Genomic DNA, 20,019 nt, shown 5'->3' with positions numbered 1-20,019 from the left:
CTTGAATACATCTGAGCACATCCATTTTATCGGTATAGGCGGATATGGGATGAGCGCCATTGCCAAGGTGATGCTGGAAATGGGCTACCAAATATCAGGCTCCGATTTAGCGCCTCAGGAGCTGGCGGAGAAGCTGGCCGCTAAAGGGGCCAAAGTATTTGTAGGGCATGAGGCTGGCAATGTAAAAGGGGCAGACCTTGTTGTTTATTCAACGGCGCTGTCTAAAGACAATGTGGAGATCAAGGCCGCCGAAGAGTCGAATATACCGATCCTGCACCGTTCACAAATGCTGGCACGGCTGATGGACGCCAAAAAAGGGATAGCTATAGCCGGTGCCCATGGAAAGACGACAACGTCCTCGATGATTGCTTTGGTGCTGGAAGAATGCCTGATGGACCCTACCTATATCATTGGTGGAGAAATTATGAATGTCGGAAGCAATGCCAAGGCTGGCAAAGGTGACTGGGTGGTGGCTGAGGCTGATGAGAGCGACGGCTCCTTTCTGCAATATCATCCTTTTATTGCTTTAGTCAACAATATTGAAGCTGACCACTTGGAAAATTACAACGGTGATTTTGAAAATTTGAAGAAGGCGTACGCCCAGTTCTTAAGCCAAGTCAGCCTACAAGGTAAGGCTGTTGTTTGTAATGATGATATGTACCTCCGAGAGCTGATTCCGAGCATTAAAAGCGAAGTGATTACTTACGGTATTGAAACCGATGCCGATTATACAGCCTGCAGCATAGAGCTGGGTGACCGTAAGGTGTGCTTTGAGGTTAAGCATCATGGCAAGCGATTGGGGACGCTTCAGCTGTCTGTGCCAGGCAAACATAATGTATATAACGCATTGGCAACTCTAATTACTTGCCTGGAGGCTGGCTTAACGTTTAAGCAGATTGCTGAAGCTATCACAGTTTTCCGAGGTGCTAAACGTCGGTTTCAAGTGCTCGGAGAAATCAATAATATTCTGGTCATCGATGACTATGCGCACCATCCAACAGAAATTGAAGCAACGATCAGTGCTGCCAAAGCAACGGGCAAAAAGATTATTGCTGTTTTTCAACCGCAAAGATATACCCGCACTTATTTTTTGTTCGAGCAATTTAGCCTTGCTTTTAAAGCTGCCGATGAGGTCATAATTACTGACATTTATTCGCCCGCCGGCGAGCAGCAGATCGCGGGAATAACCTCGGCAAAGCTGGTGGATTTAATTCGCCAAAATAGCAATCCACATGTGCGTTATATTCCAAGCAAAGAGGAAGTACAGGCTTATTTGCTGGCTCATGTACAAAGCGGCGACCTTGTCATTACCATGGGTGCAGGCGATATATGGAAAGCGGCGGATGGATTGGTACGAGCCCTAAATGAACGTACAGAATTGAAACAGCTATAAGGATATGATAAAGTCGTGCAGGTCTCTTTGGAGGCTTCACGGCTTTTTTGTATGTGTTACAAGCACAGGTGATGTTAGTATAACCTTAGTGATAACTTTTCTCATTGACAATGATAATGATAACTATTATCATGGTTGGTAACGCAAACTTAGTGGTAAAGGAGCAGCATATGAAAAAAATAAATTACTGCTGTAAAAACTTGAAGCTTGGTTCTAAAAAGGTGTATAAATCGATTAAAGCGCGTTTTCCTGATATTAAACAAAAAAAGCGGGATTGCTTGGGCAATTGCAGGCTTTGCTCAAAGCAATGTTTTGTAACCGTTGGCAAAACGAATGTGATCTATGCCTCCACACCTCGCAAATTATATAAAGAATTGGCGCAACTGATGGGATAAATGAACAAATTTGAAGGGACTGTTTAACTATGAGCTTGAGCCTGTTGTGGATTCTTTCCCCAGTTTTGTGTATAGTGGTGATATTACTCCCTCTATACTTTTGGGGATTAAAACAAAAATAATCCATGGAAGGTGCGTGTAAAGATGTTAAACGATTCCTTAAGCGAAGCATTAAACGACCAAATGAATTTCGAGTTTTACTCCTCCCATGTGTACTTGGCGATGGCGGCTTACTGTTCCGGTGAAAGCTTGGATGGATTTGCTAATTTCTATATTGTTCAAGCTGAAGAAGAACGATTCCATGCAATGAAAATTTATAAATTTCTCAATGACCGCGGTAGAAGAGCCGTTGTTATTGGAATGGATAACCCGAAGAATGATTATGTAACGATGCTCGAAGTATTCGAACGGGCATATGAGCATGAGCAGATTGTAACAAAGCGTATTTACGATTTATCAGATATAGCGATGAACGAGCGTGAGCATGCGACCATCCAGTTCCTCAAATGGTTTATTGACGAGCAAGTGGAAGAAGAAGCGATGTTTGATACGATTATTAACAAGCTCAAGCGTATTGATAAGGATAGTAATGCGTTTTTTATGATGGATACCGAGTTTTCACAAAGGGTATTTACGCCGCCAACTGTTTAATAACAGCAGGGTAAGGCAACCAGGGCGTCTAGCTAATTGTTCTATTTATCTTCATCCTTTCATAGTCTAGTTATATGAACTTGGACAAGGGGAGAGAAGTGGATATGAATAAAGCCAAGATGACCTTTAGATTCGACCAACCACATAGAAGAGATACAGGGCTAGTAAGAAAACCTATGGAGCCGCAAGTGATTCCGCTCCATCAAGATGAGTATAAGGTTTCGCTTATCGATGCCCAGACCTTAAATCCATATACGAATGATTTTGGAGGCTGGCAAAGCTCCTTTGATACGGAGACGTTGCGTGTAGAGAAGCTGATTCGTGAATCAGGCAACCCCACCGCACCTCCAGCCCCGCCCTTCTCCAGCCATGAGGAACTGCTCATGCCGGGAGAGGGTATTCGTCGTGGGCCTGCTGAGCCCATTCGTGACCACTACGGATATGTACCAGAGGAGCGCAGCTATGTAAGGCACCGAATCGGCACCTCCTGGCTGAAGGTTGCGGCAGCTGTAGCAGGCGCTGTGGCAACTGGGGCTGCTTTCGGCTTTCTGGTGCTTTCTATGTTCTCGGACGAATCACAAGCTAACCAAGAGCTGGTGAAGGGTCAAGCTCCTGCGAGCCTTGCAGCGCAAGTACAAGTGAATACGTCCAAAGCTGGTGCAGCAGGGGCGGGAGCGGCGGCAACAGAGCCGGCTGCTCCCGCTGGGGGAGCTCCAATCGCTAAGGCAGGAGCTGCTGGCAGCGATAAGCCGCTTGCTGTCGACGCCCCTTCGATGCCAGCCTCGGCAATGGTATCCGCACCTGTATCAACAACAGCTACCGCGTCGACGTTGGAGCCAACAGCTGCGTCAACAGAAGCAGCTGTTTCGGTCAGCATTCCTGCAAAGACATTGATATTATTGCAGAGCGGTGTATTTAGCACGTCGCAAGGGGCGGAGGTTGCCTTGGGTGACCTGAAGAAGCAGGGACTGGCGGCTGTCAGTGATTCGGGTGACAAATATCCGGTTTATGTGGCGTTAGCTTCGAATCGTGAGGAAGCTGTGGGGCTTGCCCAATCATTCCAGCAAAAAAAGATTGAGGTTATCGTGAAAAATGTGGAGCTCCCTGCGTTAACAAAAATAAAGTGGAGCGGCAAGCAAATAGATGCGATACCTGCTTTTATTGCACAAAGCGATAAGCTTGTCCAATTGATCGCACCACTTACGTCCAAGCAGCTTTCAGAATCCATGCTAGCTGCTCTGGATGCCTCGACGCTTCAAAGCGTAAAGGCGGCACACCAAGCGTGGTCTGGGACGATAGCGGGTGTGAATGAAGGGCTTAACGACGAGGGCAGGCTTGCCGTCCAAAAAATCAACAGTGCAATGAATGCAGCAATTGCTTCATTGGATGAGTATAAGAAAAGCCCAGCGGCAACGCATCTTTGGCAAACACAAAATGCGCTTATGCAGGCAACGCTTGCCCAAAAGGAATTAAGAAAAATGATCGCGGCACCTTAAGCTAACTCTTGCTTTGGACGTATCGGTCCAACAAAGCTGCAGCTTCAGCGCGAGTCATTTTTCGGTCAGGCATAAAGCTGTCTGCGGAAATGCCTTCGATCCAGCCAGCATTTTGGAGGCTGGCTACGGAACCCGCCGCCCAATGGCTGGCTGGCAAATCAAAGAATTGACTGCCGGCTGTTTCGGCGGCTAGCTTTTGCTCTGGCAGCGGCAACGCCAGGCGCTGGAAGGTTGCTGCGACCTCTGAACGTGTAATAGGCTGGTCCGGGCGTAAGGTAGCATCATCATAGCCTTCTAAAATTCGGGCATCAACGGCTTTGGTTAAGGCAACACTTGCCCAATGCCCTGCCGTATCGTAGAAGACAGGAGAAGGCAGGGTTGTGCAGCTCTCTCCATTTTTGTAGATAGCACTTGTCACTGTAGCCGAGCCTTTATTCTCGTTAGTGCAGCTAACAGAGCTGGCACTTGGCAACGGTTGAGAGGTCTTCGTTAAATCAAATACACGATCCAGCAAGGTCATCCACTCGGCACGCGTTAGCTCGCGGTTCGGCTTAAACAACCTACCCACCCCATCGACAATTCCCTGCGATTTTAACCGCAGCACCGCCTCGCGTGCCCAATGGTCACGCATGTCCGTGAACGCTTCACTGGGTGCATCAGGTGGCATATAAGCTTTGATGCCTTGCGCAATAGCCTCTGCCATCCCTGTTCTTACTTCGTCAGTAGCAAGCAAAGCCGCATCTTGGCGGTTCGTAAGGAAGCCGGTCTCCACTAAGATGCTGGGGATCGTCCCCATTCGGACTACATAGACCGCGCTTTTTACTAGTCCACGATTTTCCATGCCTGTAGCATCCACGAAATGGCCCAGTACGACTTGTGCAAATTCCCGGCTTTGCGGAGTCAGCTCTGTCATTTCTGGGCTGGCCGGGTAATCCTCTTGCTGGTAGCTATTATCATGATACAAAATCAAGGCACCGCGAGTTTTAGCATTGCCCGGCATGGCATTGGCATGAACGGAAACGAATAAATCCGCTTGCTGCTGGTTGGTGAACTCCACACGTTCTTGCAGGGTTAGAAAGGAGTCATCTTCTCGGGATATAGCTGCTTCATAACCATGCTCAATAAGCATGGTTTTTAATTTTGCCGAAATGTCTAAATTCACTGTTTTTTCGTAAAGGCCGTTGACGCCAACTGCACCTGAATCAGATCCTCCATGGCCGGGATCAATAACTATTTTAATAGCCCATGACGAGGTAGGAAAAGCAAGCAAGCAAAAGATCGTGAAAATAGTAGCTGCATAAGACCGTCGCATAAAAATAGATTCCTCCTTCAAAATATTCGTGGTGTTCAATGAAAATGAGTTGTTGGACAAGCTAAAGCGTATGATATAATACGAGAAGCTTAAACTCCGGCAACTGGTTAGATGAGGTTATTTAATTATGTAAAGGAAGTGCAACGGCTATTAAAAAAAATACATTTACTTTCATCTTATTGCTGATCATAGGATTGGTGGCGGGCAGCCTTGTTGGGCAGTTGTTGGTCTCTGTGCCTGCGCTATCCTTCCTAACCAAGTCGGTGAATTTATCATGGGAGCCGAAAGCAGATTTGCTGGTTATTAAATATGACCTTCAATTTCAAATGAAGCTTAATCTGATTAGCTTGCTTGGCCTGATAGCAGCTTTCTGGGTCTATCGCAAGATGTAATTTTTTTTATTCCGACAGATCTGATCGTTATTTTCACTTTAACCTATTCGAGACAAGGAGTCTATATATGTCGATACCTGTAACTAAAACATTGATTTTGGCATCCTCATCACCACGCAGGCAAGAATTAATCCAAACCTTTGGGCTTCCTTATGAGATAAAAGTTAGTGATGTCAATGAGGATACTGAGCCTGGCATGAGCCCCGCTGATATTGTGGAGCAGCTCTCTGGTCGCAAAGCGGGAGCCGTTTACGAAATGTATAAAGCCGAACAGCGGGAGCACGGCATTGTCATCGGTTCGGATACGATTGTTGTATTGGGTGATGTAGTGCTTGGCAAGCCGAAGGATCGAGAGGATGCTGCACGGATGCTGGATGCTTTGCAGGGAAATGTGCACCACGTTTTCAGCGGGATTTCCTGTATAGATCTTACAACTGGGCGTGAGCTGCGTGCTCATTGCAGGACGGCGGTTTATATGAAGGCTTTGACCTCCAGCCAGATTGAACGTTATATTGCAACCGGTGAGCCCTTAGACAAAGCGGGTGCGTATGGCATCCAAGGAATTGGAGCGACTATGATTTCGCGAATTGAAGGGGACTATTTTAATGTGGTAGGGCTGCCTTTATGTTTACTTAGCGAAATATTAGAACAAATGGAGGTTGTTGTTCTTTAAGTCGGCATCATGCTATAATATAAGTTCATAACTTGTCATAGAATGGGGGGAATCAATGGAATCGCACAACTTGACATTGCGCGATGTCCCAAACGAAGAACGTCCTAGAGAACGCATGATGCAGGTTGGGGCTCAAGCTTTAAGCAATGCTGAACTTCTCGCCATTTTGTTGCGGACAGGCACTTATCAGGAGTCGGCTGTGCATTTAGCGCAGCGGATGTTAAGCCAAGCCGGTGGATTGCGCAGTCTGGTCGATATGAGTTTACAGCAACTAACCGAGATCAAAGGAATTGGCTCGGCAAAAGGTCTGCAAATCCAAGCAAGCATTGAACTCGGCCGCAGATTGGCACGTAGCGTGATGAATGAAACGGTCACGGTTCGTTCGCCCAAGGATGTAGCGGATTTAATGACGGAGGATCTGCGCTATTTGCAAAAGGAGCATTTTGTATGCTTGTTTTTAAACACTAAAAATCACGTCGTTGGCCAGGAAACACTGTCTATGGGCAGCCTGAATGCATCGATTGTTCATCCAAGGGAAGTATTTCGCGCGGCAATAAAGCGGAGCAGCGCTTCGATTATATGTGTACATAATCATCCTAGTGGGGATCCAACCCCCAGCTCTGAAGATATTCAATTGACACAACGTCTGGTAGAAGCCGGCGAGATTATTGGCATTGATGTGCTTGATCATATCGTTATTGGTGACCAATCGTTTGTCAGCTTGAAGGAGCAAGGGTTGATGTAATAGAAATGGGACAAACGAGGGGAGTACCAAGCATGTTTGGTGGTTTTACGAAAGACCTGGGAATTGATCTGGGTACTGCAAATACACTGGTGTATGTAAAAGGAAAAGGGATCGTTGTAAGGGAGCCATCTGTAGTGGCGATCCGTACGGATACCAAAACCATTGAAGCCGTAGGTAACGACGCAAGGAATATGATAGGTCGTACCCCAGGCAATATACGTGCTATAAGGCCGATGAAGGATGGCGTTATTGCTGACTTTGACACGACATCGACGATGATTAAATATTTTATTAGACAAGCCCAGAAGCAACGGTGGCTGTTTGCACGACATCCAAGCGTGATGGTATGTGTCCCGTCAGGGATTACAGCTGTTGAAAAAAGAGCCGTTGAGGACGCTACCCGTCAAGCTGGTGCACGTGATGCTTTCACGATTGAAGAGCCATTTGCTGCTGCTATTGGCGCAGATTTACCCGTTTGGGAGCCAACAGGCAGTATGGTCGTTGATATTGGTGGCGGTACTACCGAGGTAGCCGTCATTTCACTGGGTGGCATTGTTACAAGCCGTTCGATCCGCGTAGCCGGTGATGAAATGGATGAGGCAATTACACAATACATCAAACGAACCTATAATTTAATGATCGGTGAGCGTACGTCAGAGCAGATCAAGATGGAAATTGGCTCCGCGTTGCTGATGGATCCTCCTGTGCGTTTTGAAATCCGTGGTAGAGATTTAGTGAGTGGTCTGCCCAAAACGATGGCGATCACTTCGGATGAGATTACTGAGGCGTTGGCGGATACAATGAACAGCATAGTAGAAGCGGTTAAAGTAACCTTGGAAAAATGCCCTCCAGAGCTTTCGGCTGATATTATGGACCGGGGTATCGTTTTAACTGGTGGTGGTGGCTTGTTGCTTAACCTGGACAAGCTGCTGCAGCGTGAAACGGGGATGCCTGTGATCGTAGCCGAAAATCCTCTGGATTGTGTGGCACTAGGGACAGGAAGAGCGCTTGAGCATCTCCATTTGTTCAAAATGAAGTCAGGTCCAACAAGTAGATCGAGACGTTAAATCCATACGGTTACACTAGAAGGTGGTTGCATTGAAATTATTAGGGAATAAACGGTTGCTAATTTTATTGCTGGGTTTTATTTGTTTTATCGCATTGATGGGACTTACTTTGGGAAAGCGGGAACAGATGACCTGGCCAGAAAAATTTGTCATGGACTCGCTCTCTTGGACACAAGGAATTTTTTATAAGCCCGCTGGCTATATAGCGGGTTTCTTTGAGGATATTGGACAACTGCGTACTATTTTCGAAGAAAATAAAGTGCTAAAGCAAACTCTGACGAAATATGCCCGGGATACGACAAGGCTAAATGACCTGGAGCAACAAAATAAACGGCTTCAGGATGCTTTGGGCTTCACAGAACGCCAGAAACAGGCAGGCCTCTATACATTCCGTATAGCGGAGGTTGTAGCGGTTAACCCGGATCTGCTCAATAATACGGTGCGTATCAATCTAGGCGAGCAGGATGGTATTAAGCCGAATATGGCTGTAATGTCCGTGGAAGGGCTTGTAGGCAGAGTGAAATCGGTATCTTCTTTTTATTCCAATGTCCAACTGCTCAAAGGAATCGACGATACCGGAAATGATTCGAAAGCCATAGCTGTAACAGTAAAGAATAGAGAAAATGAAACCTTCGGTATGCTGGAAAGCTATAGCCGCGAGGATCAAACGCTGTTAATGACGAAGATTAATCCCAACGATAATATGGAGGTAGGCGATATTGTGATTACCTCCGGTTATGGGCAGATATTTCCTAGGGGCATTGAAATTGGTAAAGTGGTTTCCCGAAAGCAGGGAAGCTTCGGTATTGCCCATGAAGCGGTTATCGAACCTTTTGCAACTTTTGACCACCTTCGCGAGGTATTTGTCGTAATCGTTCCAGAGCAGGAGTGACCTCAATATGCGCAATTGGCTTTGGTTAATTTTGTTGGCTTTGTTTATCATGGAGGGAACCTTACTGCAGTGGCTGATACCTGTTGCATGGCAATCTAAAGTTTATGTGGCGCCCCATTTCATTTTGGTGATTGTTATTTACATCGGCTTATATGTGAATCGCCATACTTCTTTAATTTATGGACTGATTTTTGGGCTGCTCCAGGATTTTATGTACTATTCGCCGATGCTCGGACCTATTTCTTTTGCTATGGGTCTAACTGGGTATTTAACAGGTCTGCTCCATCGTCGTCTCCACTCTAATATTATTGTTAGCATGTTTGTAATAGGGGTCGGAAATTTGTTTTTTGATGGTATGATCTATGGTTTATATAGGCTGTTCCAGATTAACCACCTTGACCTTCAATGGGTGTTTTTCTATCAAATGCTTCCTAGCATGTTGATTAATCTCCTATTCGCTTTGCTTGTCTATGTTCCAGTCAGGAAATTATTCGAAAGTATACAGGCCGCAAAGACGGACCAACAAGAATAATTTTTCGTGGAACGTGCAGGAGTTAGATGAAAAAACGCCGAATTGTATAGGTCAGGAGGTAGTTCGGGTATGGCAGTTACCAAGCATCATGTGATGATCAAAGGGGTTAAAGATGGACTTGTATTTCTTCTGGATGACAACTGCTCATTTGAAGAGGTTATTCAAGAGCTTCATCATAAATTGGAAAAAACGCATCAGAAAATCCTAACCGGCCCTATTATTCATGTCCATGTTAAAGTGGGCACTAGAATGATTACTAACCAGCAAAAAGAAGAGATTCGTAGTATTATAGGCCAAAAGGGCAATCTGTTAATTCAATCGATTGAATCCCAAACGGTGGCACCTTCAGAGATTCCCTCTAATACCAATGATGTGAAATTGATTAAAGGGATCGTTCGCTCAGGGCAAACCTTTGTAAATGAAGGCAATATTTTGTTTCTTGGCGATGTGAATCCCGGGGGTGAGCTGATCAGCTCGGGTAGTATATATATAATGGGTTCACTCCGTGGAATGGCTCACGCTGGTGTGAATGGGGACCATAAGGCAATTATTGCCGCCTCCCACTTAAGACCGACACAATTGCGTATAGCCTCGATCATTAGCCGTCCACCGGATGAATGGGGCATGAGTGAGGCTTTCATGGAATTTGCTTATGTCAAAGATGGAAAAATGGAAATCGACAAGATTCACCATTTGAATAAACTAGATATAGAGCAGTAAGGTGAAGGAGGTATAACACAATGGGTGAAGCAATTGTCATAACCTCGGGAAAAGGGGGCGTCGGTAAAACGACCACCTCTGCCAATATTGGAACGGCATTAGCACTTCAGGGCAAAAAAGTGTGCATGGTGGATACGGATATTGGATTACGGAATCTGGATGTTGTGATGGGTTTGGAAAATCGGATTATATATAATTTGATCGATGTTGCCGAAGGACGCTGTAGATTGGCGCAAGCGTTAGTTAAAGATAAACGCTTTGAAGAGCTGTACATGCTGCCTGCTGCACAAACTCAAGATAAAAGCGCGATCTCTCCTGAAGCGGTAAGGGATATTATCCTGGAGCTCAAACGTGATTTTGAATACGTCATTATCGATTGCCCTGCCGGTATTGAGCAAGGCTTTAAAAATGCGGTTGCAGGTGCGGATAAAGCGATCGTGGTGACGACTCCAGAAAATGCGGCGGTACGTGATGCAGACCGAATTATCGGGCTGCTCGAAAATGAAAAAATATTTTCACCCAAGCTTGTGATCAACAGGATTCGCGCAAGTATGGTGAAAAAAGGCGAAATGCTGAGCATCGACGAAATCACCTCGGTTCTGGCTATTGACCTCCTCGGCATCGTTCCTGATGATGAATATGTGATTAAAGCTGCCAATATGGGCGAGCCAACCGTTATGAACCCTAATTCTCCGGCAGCCATTGCTTATCGCAACATTGCGCGGCGTATTCTTGGGGATACGGTTCCTTTGATGCTGTTGGATGAAAAGTCCGGCATGATGAGTAAATTCAAGAAGTTTATCGGGATGGGATGAGCGTGTTTTGCTGCAAAAATTTAAAAGAATAGATTTGTTGATCGTAGCTATCTTGATAGCGTTTATGGTCATCAGTGCATTGCTTGTTTATAGCGCAACGATGGATGATCCCGTTATCGAGTTTGATCTACGAAAAACGATTACCATTTATATCATTTCTATAATTGCCTTTATTGGTGTAACCTTAGTAGATTTTCGCATTTTATTGAAAATATCCCCGTATTTTTATATTACCGGGCTTGCACTGCTAGTGGCTGTATACACATATGGTGACACATTAAATGGAGCTAAGAGCTGGTTTAAGCTGCCAGGCAACCTTTTGTTCCAACCAGCGGAGTTTATGAAGCTCATGCTAATTATAGCGCTCGCTGCGTTTATGGCTAGGAGGCAGGGGGAACCCCTGTATTTCTTTACGGATGTAGTCCCGATAGGAGGAATGGTACTTGTTCCTTTTATTTTGGTGCTCATCCAGCCTGATTTGGGGAATGCCATAATTTTCTTGGTTGTGCTCATAGGTATGTTATGGATTGGGAATATAAAATATTTACATTTTCTCATTGGATTTCTTATAGCGGCAGCAGGGCTTGTGCTATTTTTTTATCTGTTCACGCATTATCATGAACCGATTCAAAATTATTTGAAAAGTCAGGATAAGGGTCATTGGGTTACCCGTATAGATACGTTCATTAGTCCAGATAGCGCTACGAAGGACCAAAAATTTCAGGTTGATAATTCCATAAAAGCGATTGGCTCCGGCGGTCTGACTGGTGAAAACTATCTCAAAGGTACATCTGTACACCGAAATTTCATTCCGTACGCTTATTCAGATTCAATTTTTGTCGTATTGGCTGAGGAGTTTGGGTTCGTAGGTTCCTCGATTTTGCTTCTGCTCTATTTTGTGCTTATCTATAGAATGATACTCATATCGATCCAATGCAATGATAAGGCTGGTTCTTATATCATTGTAGGTGTCGTATCGATGTTCGTATTCCAAATATTCGAAAATGTTGGTATGCTGCTTGGAATAATGCCGCTAACGGGTATTACGCTCCCATTTATTAGCTATGGGGGGACCTCGTTACTACTCAACATGTTAAGTATTGGCTTAGTTGTCAGCATTCATGTCCACCAGGAAAAAGAGCCGATGTTCCACTCATAAATCCTATAATGTTAATGGGGACGCATCCTTCGGGATGCTTTTTGTGTTGTTATGATCCGCTCCAGGATGAATAGAAGTTATATTCAAGTGTCCGAGCTCATAGGATGGAGTATACAAGCCCCAGCTTATCCAGGAGGATCATGCGATGGAAATCCGAGACTCGGCAAGACAACAGCAAATTGAACAGATGAAGCAATTGCAGCAGCTGCAGGAAGCCACGAAACAATGGGAAGACCCTGAATATGTGTGGAAACGCAAGTGGCAAGAGGAATATGCCAATTCGAAGGATGAAGAGTATACGCATGGTGGGGGACCCTTTTTACCTCGATTAAATTCCTTTCGCACGAAATTGTGGATGAGCTGTTGTCTGTTTGCCTTAATTTGGGGAGTGTTCCAGCTAAACCATCCTCTAGTTAACCAAGCCAAGTCCCAGATTGCTTCGGCGCTGAATAAGCCCTTTGATTTTCAAAATGTAGCTTTCTGGTACGAGCGCCAATTTGGCGGTAATCCTTCTTTACTGCCAGCTTGGATTCCTGCGATGCAGCAGGAGGCGCAGAAGGTGACGGCGCATAATAAGCCATATTTTTCGCCTGTACAAGGGAAGGTTATTGCTCCGTTTGAATCAAGTCGGCTAGGCGTAACCTTGGAGACTAAAGGGGATGCAGTCGTATCAGCTATCGACACCGGGTTGGTTATCTATAAAGGAAACAAGGATGATACCGGATACACGATTATTATACGCCATGCTGATGGGATGCAATCGAATTATGGCTGGATTGAGCAAGCGAGTGTTGAGCTCAACGACTGGATCAAGGGTGGGGAAAAAATCGGGACAGTATCGAAAAATGCAGCAAAGCAGGCTGGTTATTTGTATTTTGCCGTTTCCAAGGATAACCGATTTCTAAATCCGGTGGATGTGGTTGCTTTTGATTAAATGGAACCGATGGAACCGGTGGTTTGGGATTACCTTTCGATTTCATCCCTTATTTTCGGTGGTGATGCTTTTATCGGTGGTGGGTGGATATTTTATAGAAATGGCGACTTTGTTTGGCATTGTGCTTGTTCATGAAATGGGGCATGCTATAGCCGCCAAAGGGTTTGGGTGGCGAGTGAAGGAAGTGCTGCTGCTACCCTTTGGTGGTGAGGCTGTTGTTGAAGAGCTGGGGAATGTGCCTGTATGGCAGGAAATTGTCGTAATCATCTCGGGTCCGCTGCAAAATGTCTGGATGATTCTTATCGCACATATGTTGCAGTGGATGGGATTGATTTCTGAGCAATGGGCCGCCTATTTTATTCAGGCTAACCTGTTTATTGCCCTGTTTAACCTGCTGCCGATTTCACCATTGGATGGCGGCAAACTGCTGCAAGCCGTTATGGGTCTATGGCTGCCTTACTACAGGGTTATTTCGATTAACCTTACGCTTGGCCTTATGCTAAGCCTAATACTAACATTAGGCTCTTTGCTGCATGTGCTCCGTGGTGGGATCCAGATGAACCTATTTATCATTGGCGTGTTTTTGATTGGCTCCAACTGGTATGCCTATAAAGGGAGATCCTATCATTTCATGCGTTTTTTGCTGCATCGCGAAACGGCTGTGGCGCGGCTAATAGGCAGGGGGACCTTGGCCTGTCCCATTGTTGTGAGCGGCGAGCGGCGGGTGACGGATGTTGTTCGTCTCTTTATGCGGGAGAAAGTGCATTTGATTTATATACTGGATCCGCATGGGTCGATTAGTGTCGTTGTACCCGAACGACCACTGCTGCAATCCTATTTTAATGAGTCTAAGCGTGGATGTGCGATTTCTGAGCTTTTCATGTAAAATGAAAGGCGAGGTGGAAAAAATGAAGCAAATTCTGGTTCAATGCGGACAAGACCGAATTGAAGTAGCTGTCTTGGAAAATGGCAAGCTAGCTGAATATGACAATGAATCTCGTGGAACCGAGCAATTGGCTGGCAATATGTACCTTGGACGTGTCATGCGTGTGTTGCAGGGGATGCAAGCCGCATTTTTAGATATAGGGCTTGAGAAAAATGCTTTTTTATACATTGATGATATGCTTCCGGCCCACTTGGACAAGCAGCCAAAGGAGAAGCCGCCTGTAACGGAGCTTGTACAGCCGGGGCAAATCCTGTTGGTTCAGGTAGTGAAAGAGCCGGTAGGGACCAAAGGGGCACGTGTGACTACCCATCATTCGATTCCAGGACGATGGGGGGTGTATATGCCTAAGGCTGACTATATTGGAGTTTCACGCAAAATCGCCAACGAGGAAGAGCGAAACCGGCTGAAGCGGGCTGCTGAAAGTCAAGTGCTGCCGGGAGAGGGCTTTATTGTCCGTACCGCAGCACAGGGGGTTCCAGATTCAATAATTTCAGCCGATTTGGAGGAGCTGCGTGAGCGCTGGCGCACGGTTGAAGAGCTGATCGAAAAGCCAGGCCCCTTGCCCCGCAAGGTATACACCGATTTCGGGCTGCTGTCGAGATGGGTACGCGACGGATTTAGCGAGGATGTTAATGAGCTGTGGGTTGATGATAAAGAGGTACATGCCTCTATCGTTACACTGCTGCGAACAACAGCTCCGGTTTTATGTGAGCATATACGCTTATTTGATAACAGGGCGATTTCTTTATTTGCCACCTACGAGGTTGACGACCAGCTGCAAAGCGGATTCAAACGAAAAATTTGGCTAGACAACGGCGGCTACCTGGTTATTGACCACACGGAGGCTTTAACAGTGTTTGATGTAAACACTGGCAAATATACGGGCAGTGTTAGCTTGGAGCAAACAGCCTACGATACGAACCTGATGGCGGCTAAAGATATTGCAAGGCTGCTGCGGCTGCGTGACATCGGCGGATTGATCGTCATTGACTTTATTGATATGGGGATTGAAGCGAATAAACAGCAGGTTTTGGATATGCTTGCCCAAGAAATCAAAAAGGATCGGACCAAAACTGTTGTGGTCGGTTGGACCAAGCTTGGATTGGTGGAAATGACCCGCAAAAAAGTGAAGGATGGCACTCATAAGCTTCCGGTTATCCGCTGTGTAGCCTGCGATGGTAATGGCTGGATTTGGCCTAAATAGGAGCAAAAAATGAAGGCATTAATAGGGTTCCAAATGGCATACAGAATAAATATTGCATTGCTGTTATCATTGTGGTAGAATATTCAGGTATGTTGCAAAACATGCTGTAACCGCACGAAGCGGGTTATAAGTATATGTTGCTTGTATGGACATATCACCTTGGCTTATAGGCGAGTCTGAGACATGAGGGAGGTGCAACAAATATGTACGCAATTATGATTACAGGCGGTAAGCAATACAAGGTTCAAGAAGGCGATGTTCTTTACATCGAGAAATTGAATGCTGGTGAAGGCGATTCCGTTATTTTTGATCAAGTATTAGCTGTGTCCAAAGAAGCTGGTTTAGTTTTTGGCGCTCCACTAATCGCTGGAGCTTCGGTTTCTGCTAAAGTGGAAAAGCACGGTAAAGGCGAGAAGATCATCGTTTATAAATATAAAGCGAAGAAGAACTACCGCCGCAAGCAAGGTCATCGTCAGCCTTACACTAAAGTAGTGATTGAAAAAATCGAAGCTTAAGGATCAGATATATGATTCGTGTAAAGATTAGGCGCAAGCCCGACGGTCGTATCCTTTCGTTCCAAGTTAAAGGACATGCCATGTATGATGATCCAGGTAAAGATATTGTTTGTGCCGGTGTATCGGCGGTTACTGTTGGTACGGTTAATGCGGTTGAAGTATTGTTGGGGATAGAGCTCAAAGCACGCCATAAACATGGCTTCCTTGATGTCGAAGTTGCTGATTCTATAGACAACGCATTGAATGAAAAGGTTCAGATGTTATTGGAATCCATGGTTGTCATGCTGCAAACTATTAAACAATCGTACAGTGCGTATATAGATTTGCAAGAAAATAAGAAATGAAGGAGGTTGACACCATGTTACAATTAAATCTTCAGATGTTCGCATCCAAGAAGGGTGTAGGTTCCACAAAAAATGGACGTGACAGTATTGGTAGACGTCTTGGCGCTAAGCGTGCAGATGGTCAAGCTGTTACAGCTGGAAGCATTTTGTATCGCCAACGCGGAACTAAAATTCATCCAGGAAATAACGTAGGTATCGGTTCCGATGATACGTTGTTTGCTCTAATCGAAGGCTCAGTAAAGTTCGAACGTTATGGCCGTACTCGTAAAAAAGTTAGCGTCTATCCATTCGAAGTCGCTCCAGTGGCTGCATCCGTAGAGGCTTAAACCATTACCCGACGATAACCCCGGCGATTCAGGTTCGCTGGGGGTTTTTTGTATATTTGTATATGGATGAATGGATCGGAGAGGTTGGCATGGGTTCAAATCGGCTTAATGGCGAAGAAAAATTCGAGGGACAGACCGAGAATGAATACAGTTTGCTGCACAGTCAGAGTGAAGCGGATCCTAATCTCCGGTTGATTCACTTATTTAACCATTACCGGCATGATTGGATGAATGAAATTCAATTGGTTTTCGCCTATGTAAAGTTGAAGAAGTATGATAGGCTGGAAGCTCTGATGGAGAATATAAGAGTTAAGGTACAGCAGGAAAGCCATATCTCAAAACTTGGACATCCGGAATTGATCGTTTACTTATTTTCATCCCAATCTGGGGATAATGAATTGAAGTTGGAGATCGAGATGGAGCAAGAAATACACTTGGATAAGCTGCCCATTGCTGGTGAACAATTGAGCCGCTTGCTAATGGGAATTATCGATGTAATCAAACACGAAGCCAAGCAACACCAAGATAGCGAGCATACATTGCTTATAAAACTGGCCCAAACCTCCAGCGTATTGCAGTTAGATTGTACGTACCGTGGGGAATTGACAGGAGATCAGATATTACCAGGCTTGAAGCAGGTTAAGCTTCAACTGGGCTCCAATATAACTTGGAAAACTAATCAACGGGACGGAAGCCTTATTAAGCTAAGTGTCGAAGTGCCGTTGAATATATAAAGAGGTGCATGGATGTTTATAGATAAAGCGAAGATTTATGTTAAAGGCGGCGACGGAGGCGATGGCTTAGTTGCTTTTGTAAGGGAGAAATACGTGCCTGATGGTGGTCCTGGTGGTGGTGATGGCGGCAATGGCGGCGACGTTATTTTTCGTGTAGACGAGGGCTTGCGTACGCTGGTTGACTTTAGGTACCAGAAGCATTTTAAAGCGGATCGTGGAATCAAGGGCCGCAATAAGACACAGCATGGGGCAGCTGCGGAAGACATGATCGTAAGGGTACCGCCCGGTACTGTAGTCATTGACGATGACACCCAAGAAATTATTGCCGATTTAACGCGGCATGGCCAGGAAGTCGTAGTGGCAAAAGGCGGCCGAGGTGGTCGGGGTAACGCTCGGTTTGCAACGCCTTATAACCCGGCTCCCGAAATTGCGGAGAATGGTGAAGAGGGCGTCGAGCGTTGGCTGGTGCTTGAGCTTAAAGTAATGGCGGATGTAGGCTTGGTTGGCTTTCCGAGTGTTGGGAAATCAACGTTGCTATCCGTTGTTTCGGCAGCACAACCTAAAATTGCTGCTTATCATTTCACTACGCTGACCCCTAATTTGGGTGTCGTTGATGTGGGAGATGGTCGCAGCTTTGTAATGGCGGATTTGCCGGGGCTGATCGAAGGAGCCCATGAAGGCGTAGGCTTGGGGCATGAGTTTTTAAGGCATGTCGAGCGTACCCGGATTATCGTCCATGTGATCGATATGGCGTCTACCGATGGGCGTGATCCTTTTGATGACTGGATAAAAATCAATGAAGAGCTACGATTGTACAGCGCGAAGCTTGGAGAGCGTCCGCAGATTATTGTCGCTAATAAAATGGATATGCCGGACTCTGAATTTTACCTGGAGGAGTTCAAGAGCCAACTTGCAGAGGTTGATCCTTCAATCCAAATTTTATCGGTGTCGGCAGTTACGAAAAAAGGGGTACAGGAGCTGCTGTACAAGGTTGTGGACTTGCTGGAAACCATTCCAGATATGCCATTGCTTGAAGACATTGTAGACTTAGCTGAACGCAAAGTGTACAAGTTTGAGCCAAGGGATGCGGAAGAGTATACGATTAAGCGTGAGAACGATACCTTTATTATTGAAAGTCCAAGTATTGAAAAGCTGATTAAGCGAACTAATTTCAGTACCCAGGAATCGATAGAACGGTTTGCCCGGATTTTGCGTAAAAAAGGTATTGACCAGGCGCTTCGTACTCGCGGCGCCGTAGATGGCCAAACGATCCAAATCGGTGATTTTGAATTCGAGTTTGTGGAAAAAGAATAAATGCCGCACAATTAAAAAAGAAGTGTCATCCCAGCAGTAATGGAGGGGGTGATGCTTCTTTTTTATTTCTTGAAGGAGGAAAAGACGGACAAAATGTAAGGATTTATATCAATCGTTCGTACTTCCAATGAAGCGCGCTTGAACTTTTTATTTAACACATGTATATTATAGTTATGTCAGTAAAACTAACATAAAATATTATTTATATAATTCGTGTGAGTTTAATGTTAGATATGGGTTTGGGTTTATGGAACGATAGGTGCTTATATGTATTCGTAAGCAGTATTCGGCTTGCGAATTTGTCTTTATAGTCTTTTAAGAGGAGCTGACACCATGAAGCAATGGATCAAAGTGATTGGAGCTGGTAAAACGGGATCGCGTGATCTGACTTATGATGAGGCAGTTGCTGTGGCTCATACCATTGCTCGTGGCGAATCGACGGATACACAAACAGCGACATTTCTAACTGCGATGCGGATGAAGGGCGAAGCGGATGAAGAAATGATGGGTTTTATCGATGTATTCCGTAAATATTCGCTGCCTTACCGTTCTTTCTCCAACTCCTTAAATTGTGCGGGACCTTATGAAGGCAGGCATTATTTTCCCGTGACAATTCCGGTTAGTCTACTGATTGCCTCTGTGGGATTCCCGCAAGTACTGCATGGCAGCGAATCTTTTCCGCTCCAAACGGGTGTATCTTTGAAGGAATTGCTAGAGGGGCTAGGCATCGAGATGGATATAGAAACAAAGGAATGGGAAAAAAATTTCCTCGGCGTGAACATCGGTTTTATTTGGACGGACCAGATTTGCCCGCCTTTTGCCCATGTTCGGCAGGTGCGGGAGCAGATGGGGCTTGGTACTTTTTTTAATACCGTGGAAAAAGTAATTAACCCGGTTCACTCCCATAATATGATTATCGGTGTTAGCCAAAAAACAATGATGGATCATTTGATTCAGTTGCTGCCACGCTCCGGGTTTGACACTGCTTATATCGTACAAGGTATCGATGGCTCTGAGGATTTGCCGATTTATAAAAGCAGCTCGATTCGCAAGGTGACGCCATGGGGCGATGAATCCAACAGTATTGATCCTCTTACCTTTGGGTTTCGAGGCGAGCCGCTGGAGAAGTGTGGCAAGGATGAGCAAATTCGTTTATTACAACGGGTGATTGAAGGGGATGATTCGGATGAGATACACAACGAACGAGAGCATGTGGTCTTTAACGCAGGGCTTCGCCTGTACTGGTTTGATAAAGTAGGCTCGTATGAGGAAGGCTTTCAGCTAGCACGCTCGCTGCTGCAACGTAAAGAAGCATTTAAGATACTGGAGAAATGGCGTGACTTGAGCAAACGTAGCGAGCTTCGCCCAAGCAAGTAGCTATCATACCATCTATGATGGAGATTTGCAGCTATAAGGTATGACTTTATGAGTTTGCCCCGAATGATAAACCAAATAACCTC

The 20,019-nt window shown here is 45.4% G+C and carries 23 protein-coding genes and 1 other annotated feature; of the genes, 22 read left to right on the top strand and 1 reads right to left on the bottom strand.

Translation table 11 applies throughout. The features are described 5' to 3' along the window. Position 1: 1 nt before the first annotated feature. From murC to G9U52_RS09675, 4 genes are all read left to right on the top strand, one after another. Positions 2-1,393 (top strand): UDP-N-acetylmuramate--L-alanine ligase, encoded by a 1,392-nt coding sequence (murC, locus tag G9U52_RS09690; protein ID WP_166148804.1) that lies wholly within the window; start codon positions 2-4, stop codon positions 1,391-1,393. A 170-nt stretch (positions 1,394-1,563) separates the two neighbouring features. Continuing rightward, positions 1,564-1,788 (top strand): DUF1450 domain-containing protein, encoded by a 225-nt coding sequence (locus G9U52_RS09685; protein ID WP_166148802.1) that lies wholly within the window; start codon positions 1,564-1,566, stop codon positions 1,786-1,788. A 144-nt stretch (positions 1,789-1,932) separates the two neighbouring features. Next, the gene (locus G9U52_RS09680) at positions 1,933-2,439 is read left to right on the top strand and encodes a ferritin (protein WP_166148800.1); all 507 of its coding nucleotides are present in this window, start codon (positions 1,933-1,935) and stop codon (positions 2,437-2,439) included. Between the two features lie 104 nt (positions 2,440-2,543). Then, on the top strand, positions 2,544-3,935 hold the full coding sequence (locus G9U52_RS09675; RefSeq protein WP_166148798.1) for an SPOR domain-containing protein: 1,392 nt from the start codon (positions 2,544-2,546) through the stop codon (positions 3,933-3,935). Position 3,936: 1 nt separating this feature from the next. On the opposite strand, the gene G9U52_RS09670 is transcribed toward G9U52_RS09675, so the two are convergent. Then, a complete protein-coding gene (locus G9U52_RS09670; RefSeq protein WP_166148796.1) occupies positions 3,937-5,247 on the bottom strand; it encodes an N-acetylmuramoyl-L-alanine amidase in 1,311 nt (436 codons plus the stop codon). Between the two features lie 179 nt (positions 5,248-5,426). Here G9U52_RS09670 and G9U52_RS09665 point away from each other — a divergent pair, with 179 nt between their 5' ends. The 18 genes from G9U52_RS09665 to G9U52_RS09580 all read left to right on the top strand — a co-directional run bounded on the left by G9U52_RS09665 (position 5,427) and on the right by G9U52_RS09580 (position 19,936). Further along, on the top strand, positions 5,427-5,639 hold the full coding sequence (locus G9U52_RS09665) for a DUF4321 domain-containing protein (protein WP_243767241.1): 213 nt from the start codon (positions 5,427-5,429) through the stop codon (positions 5,637-5,639). 67 nt (positions 5,640-5,706) lie between these two features. Then, positions 5,707-6,312 carry a Maf family protein gene (locus G9U52_RS09660; RefSeq protein ID WP_166148794.1) on the top strand — a complete coding sequence of 202 codons (606 nt, stop codon included), beginning with the start codon at positions 5,707-5,709 and terminating at the stop codon, positions 6,310-6,312. Positions 6,313-6,367: 55 nt separating this feature from the next. Next, positions 6,368-7,057 carry a RadC family protein gene (radC, locus tag G9U52_RS09655; protein ID WP_166148792.1) on the top strand — a complete coding sequence of 230 codons (690 nt, stop codon included), beginning with the start codon at positions 6,368-6,370 and terminating at the stop codon, positions 7,055-7,057. A gap of 32 nt (positions 7,058-7,089) precedes the next feature. After that, complete coding sequence (locus G9U52_RS09650) at positions 7,090-8,124, top strand: rod shape-determining protein (RefSeq protein ID WP_166148790.1); 1,035 nt, start codon at positions 7,090-7,092, stop codon at positions 8,122-8,124. A gap of 22 nt (positions 8,125-8,146) precedes the next feature. After that, positions 8,147-9,016, top strand: coding sequence for a rod shape-determining protein MreC (mreC, locus tag G9U52_RS09645; RefSeq protein WP_446430477.1), 870 nt, complete (start codon positions 8,147-8,149; stop codon positions 9,014-9,016). 7 nt (positions 9,017-9,023) lie between these two features. Continuing rightward, positions 9,024-9,548 (top strand): rod shape-determining protein MreD, encoded by a 525-nt coding sequence (gene mreD, locus G9U52_RS09640; protein WP_166148786.1) that lies wholly within the window; start codon positions 9,024-9,026, stop codon positions 9,546-9,548. A 69-nt stretch (positions 9,549-9,617) separates the two neighbouring features. Then, positions 9,618-10,268 carry a septum site-determining protein MinC gene (gene minC / locus G9U52_RS09635; RefSeq protein ID WP_166148784.1) on the top strand — a complete coding sequence of 217 codons (651 nt, stop codon included), beginning with the start codon at positions 9,618-9,620 and terminating at the stop codon, positions 10,266-10,268. A 20-nt stretch (positions 10,269-10,288) separates the two neighbouring features. Next, on the top strand, positions 10,289-11,083 hold the full coding sequence (gene minD / locus G9U52_RS09630; protein ID WP_166148782.1) for a septum site-determining protein MinD: 795 nt from the start codon (positions 10,289-10,291) through the stop codon (positions 11,081-11,083). Between the two features lie 7 nt (positions 11,084-11,090). Further along, on the top strand, positions 11,091-12,242 hold the full coding sequence (locus tag G9U52_RS09625) for an FtsW/RodA/SpoVE family cell cycle protein (protein ID WP_166148780.1): 1,152 nt from the start codon (positions 11,091-11,093) through the stop codon (positions 12,240-12,242). A gap of 145 nt (positions 12,243-12,387) precedes the next feature. Continuing rightward, positions 12,388-13,176 carry a M23 family metallopeptidase gene (locus tag G9U52_RS09620; RefSeq protein ID WP_166148778.1) on the top strand — a complete coding sequence of 263 codons (789 nt, stop codon included), beginning with the start codon at positions 12,388-12,390 and terminating at the stop codon, positions 13,174-13,176. Further along, positions 13,169-14,062: a M50 family metallopeptidase gene (locus tag G9U52_RS09615; RefSeq protein ID WP_166148776.1), complete on the top strand. Its 894-nt coding sequence runs from the start codon at positions 13,169-13,171 to the stop codon at positions 14,060-14,062. Before G9U52_RS09620 ends, G9U52_RS09615 begins: the two co-directional genes overlap by 8 nt. 22 nt (positions 14,063-14,084) lie before the next feature. Beyond that, entirely contained in the window at positions 14,085-15,326 is a 1,242-nt protein-coding gene (locus G9U52_RS09610; protein WP_166148774.1) for an Rne/Rng family ribonuclease, read from the top strand. Positions 15,327-15,424: 98 nt separating this feature from the next. Next, positions 15,425-15,514: a sequence feature (ribosomal protein L21 leader region), on the top strand. Positions 15,515-15,529: 15 nt separating this feature from the next. Next, on the top strand, positions 15,530-15,841 hold the full coding sequence (rplU, locus tag G9U52_RS09605; RefSeq protein WP_166148772.1) for a 50S ribosomal protein L21: 312 nt from the start codon (positions 15,530-15,532) through the stop codon (positions 15,839-15,841). Positions 15,842-15,852: 11 nt separating this feature from the next. After that, positions 15,853-16,185 (top strand): ribosomal-processing cysteine protease Prp, encoded by a 333-nt coding sequence (locus tag G9U52_RS09600; protein ID WP_166148770.1) that lies wholly within the window; start codon positions 15,853-15,855, stop codon positions 16,183-16,185. Positions 16,186-16,199: 14 nt separating this feature from the next. Next, the gene (gene rpmA / locus G9U52_RS09595; RefSeq protein WP_166148768.1) at positions 16,200-16,511 is read left to right on the top strand and encodes a 50S ribosomal protein L27; all 312 of its coding nucleotides are present in this window, start codon (positions 16,200-16,202) and stop codon (positions 16,509-16,511) included. Positions 16,512-16,573: 62 nt separating this feature from the next. Beyond that, positions 16,574-17,245: a Spo0B domain-containing protein gene (locus G9U52_RS09590; protein ID WP_243767240.1), complete on the top strand. Its 672-nt coding sequence runs from the start codon at positions 16,574-16,576 to the stop codon at positions 17,243-17,245. A 12-nt stretch (positions 17,246-17,257) separates the two neighbouring features. After that, complete coding sequence (gene obgE / locus G9U52_RS09585) at positions 17,258-18,559, top strand: GTPase ObgE (protein WP_166148766.1); 1,302 nt, start codon at positions 17,258-17,260, stop codon at positions 18,557-18,559. 333 nt (positions 18,560-18,892) lie between these two features. Then, on the top strand, positions 18,893-19,936 hold the full coding sequence (locus G9U52_RS09580) for an anthranilate phosphoribosyltransferase (protein ID WP_166148764.1): 1,044 nt from the start codon (positions 18,893-18,895) through the stop codon (positions 19,934-19,936). The last annotated feature ends 83 nt before the right edge of the window (positions 19,937-20,019 follow it).

It is taken from the genome of Paenibacillus agricola, from assembly GCF_011440305.1.
Taxonomy (GTDB): domain Bacteria; phylum Bacillota; class Bacilli; order Paenibacillales; family NBRC-103111; genus Paenibacillus_S; species Paenibacillus_S agricola.
This window is presented reverse-complemented; position numbering and strand designations above follow the sequence as displayed.

What these genes read in the sequence shown, in the direction of transcription:
- G9U52_RS09685 (WP_166148802.1), top strand. Translation starts at nt 1,564, where the DNA reads ATGAAAAAAATAAATTACTGCTGTAAAAACTTGAAGCTTGGTTCTAAA.
- G9U52_RS09680 (WP_166148800.1), top strand. Translation starts at nt 1,933, where the DNA reads ATGTTAAACGATTCCTTAAGCGAAGCATTAAACGACCAAATGAATTTC.
- G9U52_RS09675 (WP_166148798.1), top strand. Translation starts at nt 2,544, where the DNA reads ATGAATAAAGCCAAGATGACCTTTAGATTCGACCAACCACATAGAAGA.
- G9U52_RS09670 (WP_166148796.1), bottom strand. Translation starts at nt 5,247, where the DNA reads ATGCGACGGTCTTATGCAGCTACTATTTTCACGATCTTTTGCTTGCTT.
- G9U52_RS09660 (WP_166148794.1), top strand. Translation starts at nt 5,707, where the DNA reads ATGTCGATACCTGTAACTAAAACATTGATTTTGGCATCCTCATCACCA.
- radC (WP_166148792.1), top strand. Translation starts at nt 6,368, where the DNA reads ATGGAATCGCACAACTTGACATTGCGCGATGTCCCAAACGAAGAACGT.
- G9U52_RS09650 (WP_166148790.1), top strand. Translation starts at nt 7,090, where the DNA reads ATGTTTGGTGGTTTTACGAAAGACCTGGGAATTGATCTGGGTACTGCA.
- mreD (WP_166148786.1), top strand. Translation starts at nt 9,024, where the DNA reads ATGCGCAATTGGCTTTGGTTAATTTTGTTGGCTTTGTTTATCATGGAG.
- minC (WP_166148784.1), top strand. Translation starts at nt 9,618, where the DNA reads ATGGCAGTTACCAAGCATCATGTGATGATCAAAGGGGTTAAAGATGGA.
- minD (WP_166148782.1), top strand. Translation starts at nt 10,289, where the DNA reads ATGGGTGAAGCAATTGTCATAACCTCGGGAAAAGGGGGCGTCGGTAAA.
- G9U52_RS09620 (WP_166148778.1), top strand. Translation starts at nt 12,388, where the DNA reads ATGGAAATCCGAGACTCGGCAAGACAACAGCAAATTGAACAGATGAAG.
- G9U52_RS09610 (WP_166148774.1), top strand. Translation starts at nt 14,085, where the DNA reads ATGAAGCAAATTCTGGTTCAATGCGGACAAGACCGAATTGAAGTAGCT.
- rplU (WP_166148772.1), top strand. Translation starts at nt 15,530, where the DNA reads ATGTACGCAATTATGATTACAGGCGGTAAGCAATACAAGGTTCAAGAA.
- G9U52_RS09600 (WP_166148770.1), top strand. Translation starts at nt 15,853, where the DNA reads ATGATTCGTGTAAAGATTAGGCGCAAGCCCGACGGTCGTATCCTTTCG.
- rpmA (WP_166148768.1), top strand. Translation starts at nt 16,200, where the DNA reads ATGTTACAATTAAATCTTCAGATGTTCGCATCCAAGAAGGGTGTAGGT.
- G9U52_RS09590 (WP_243767240.1), top strand. Translation starts at nt 16,574, where the DNA reads ATGGATGAATGGATCGGAGAGGTTGGCATGGGTTCAAATCGGCTTAAT.
- obgE (WP_166148766.1), top strand. Translation starts at nt 17,258, where the DNA reads ATGTTTATAGATAAAGCGAAGATTTATGTTAAAGGCGGCGACGGAGGC.
- G9U52_RS09580 (WP_166148764.1), top strand. Translation starts at nt 18,893, where the DNA reads ATGAAGCAATGGATCAAAGTGATTGGAGCTGGTAAAACGGGATCGCGT.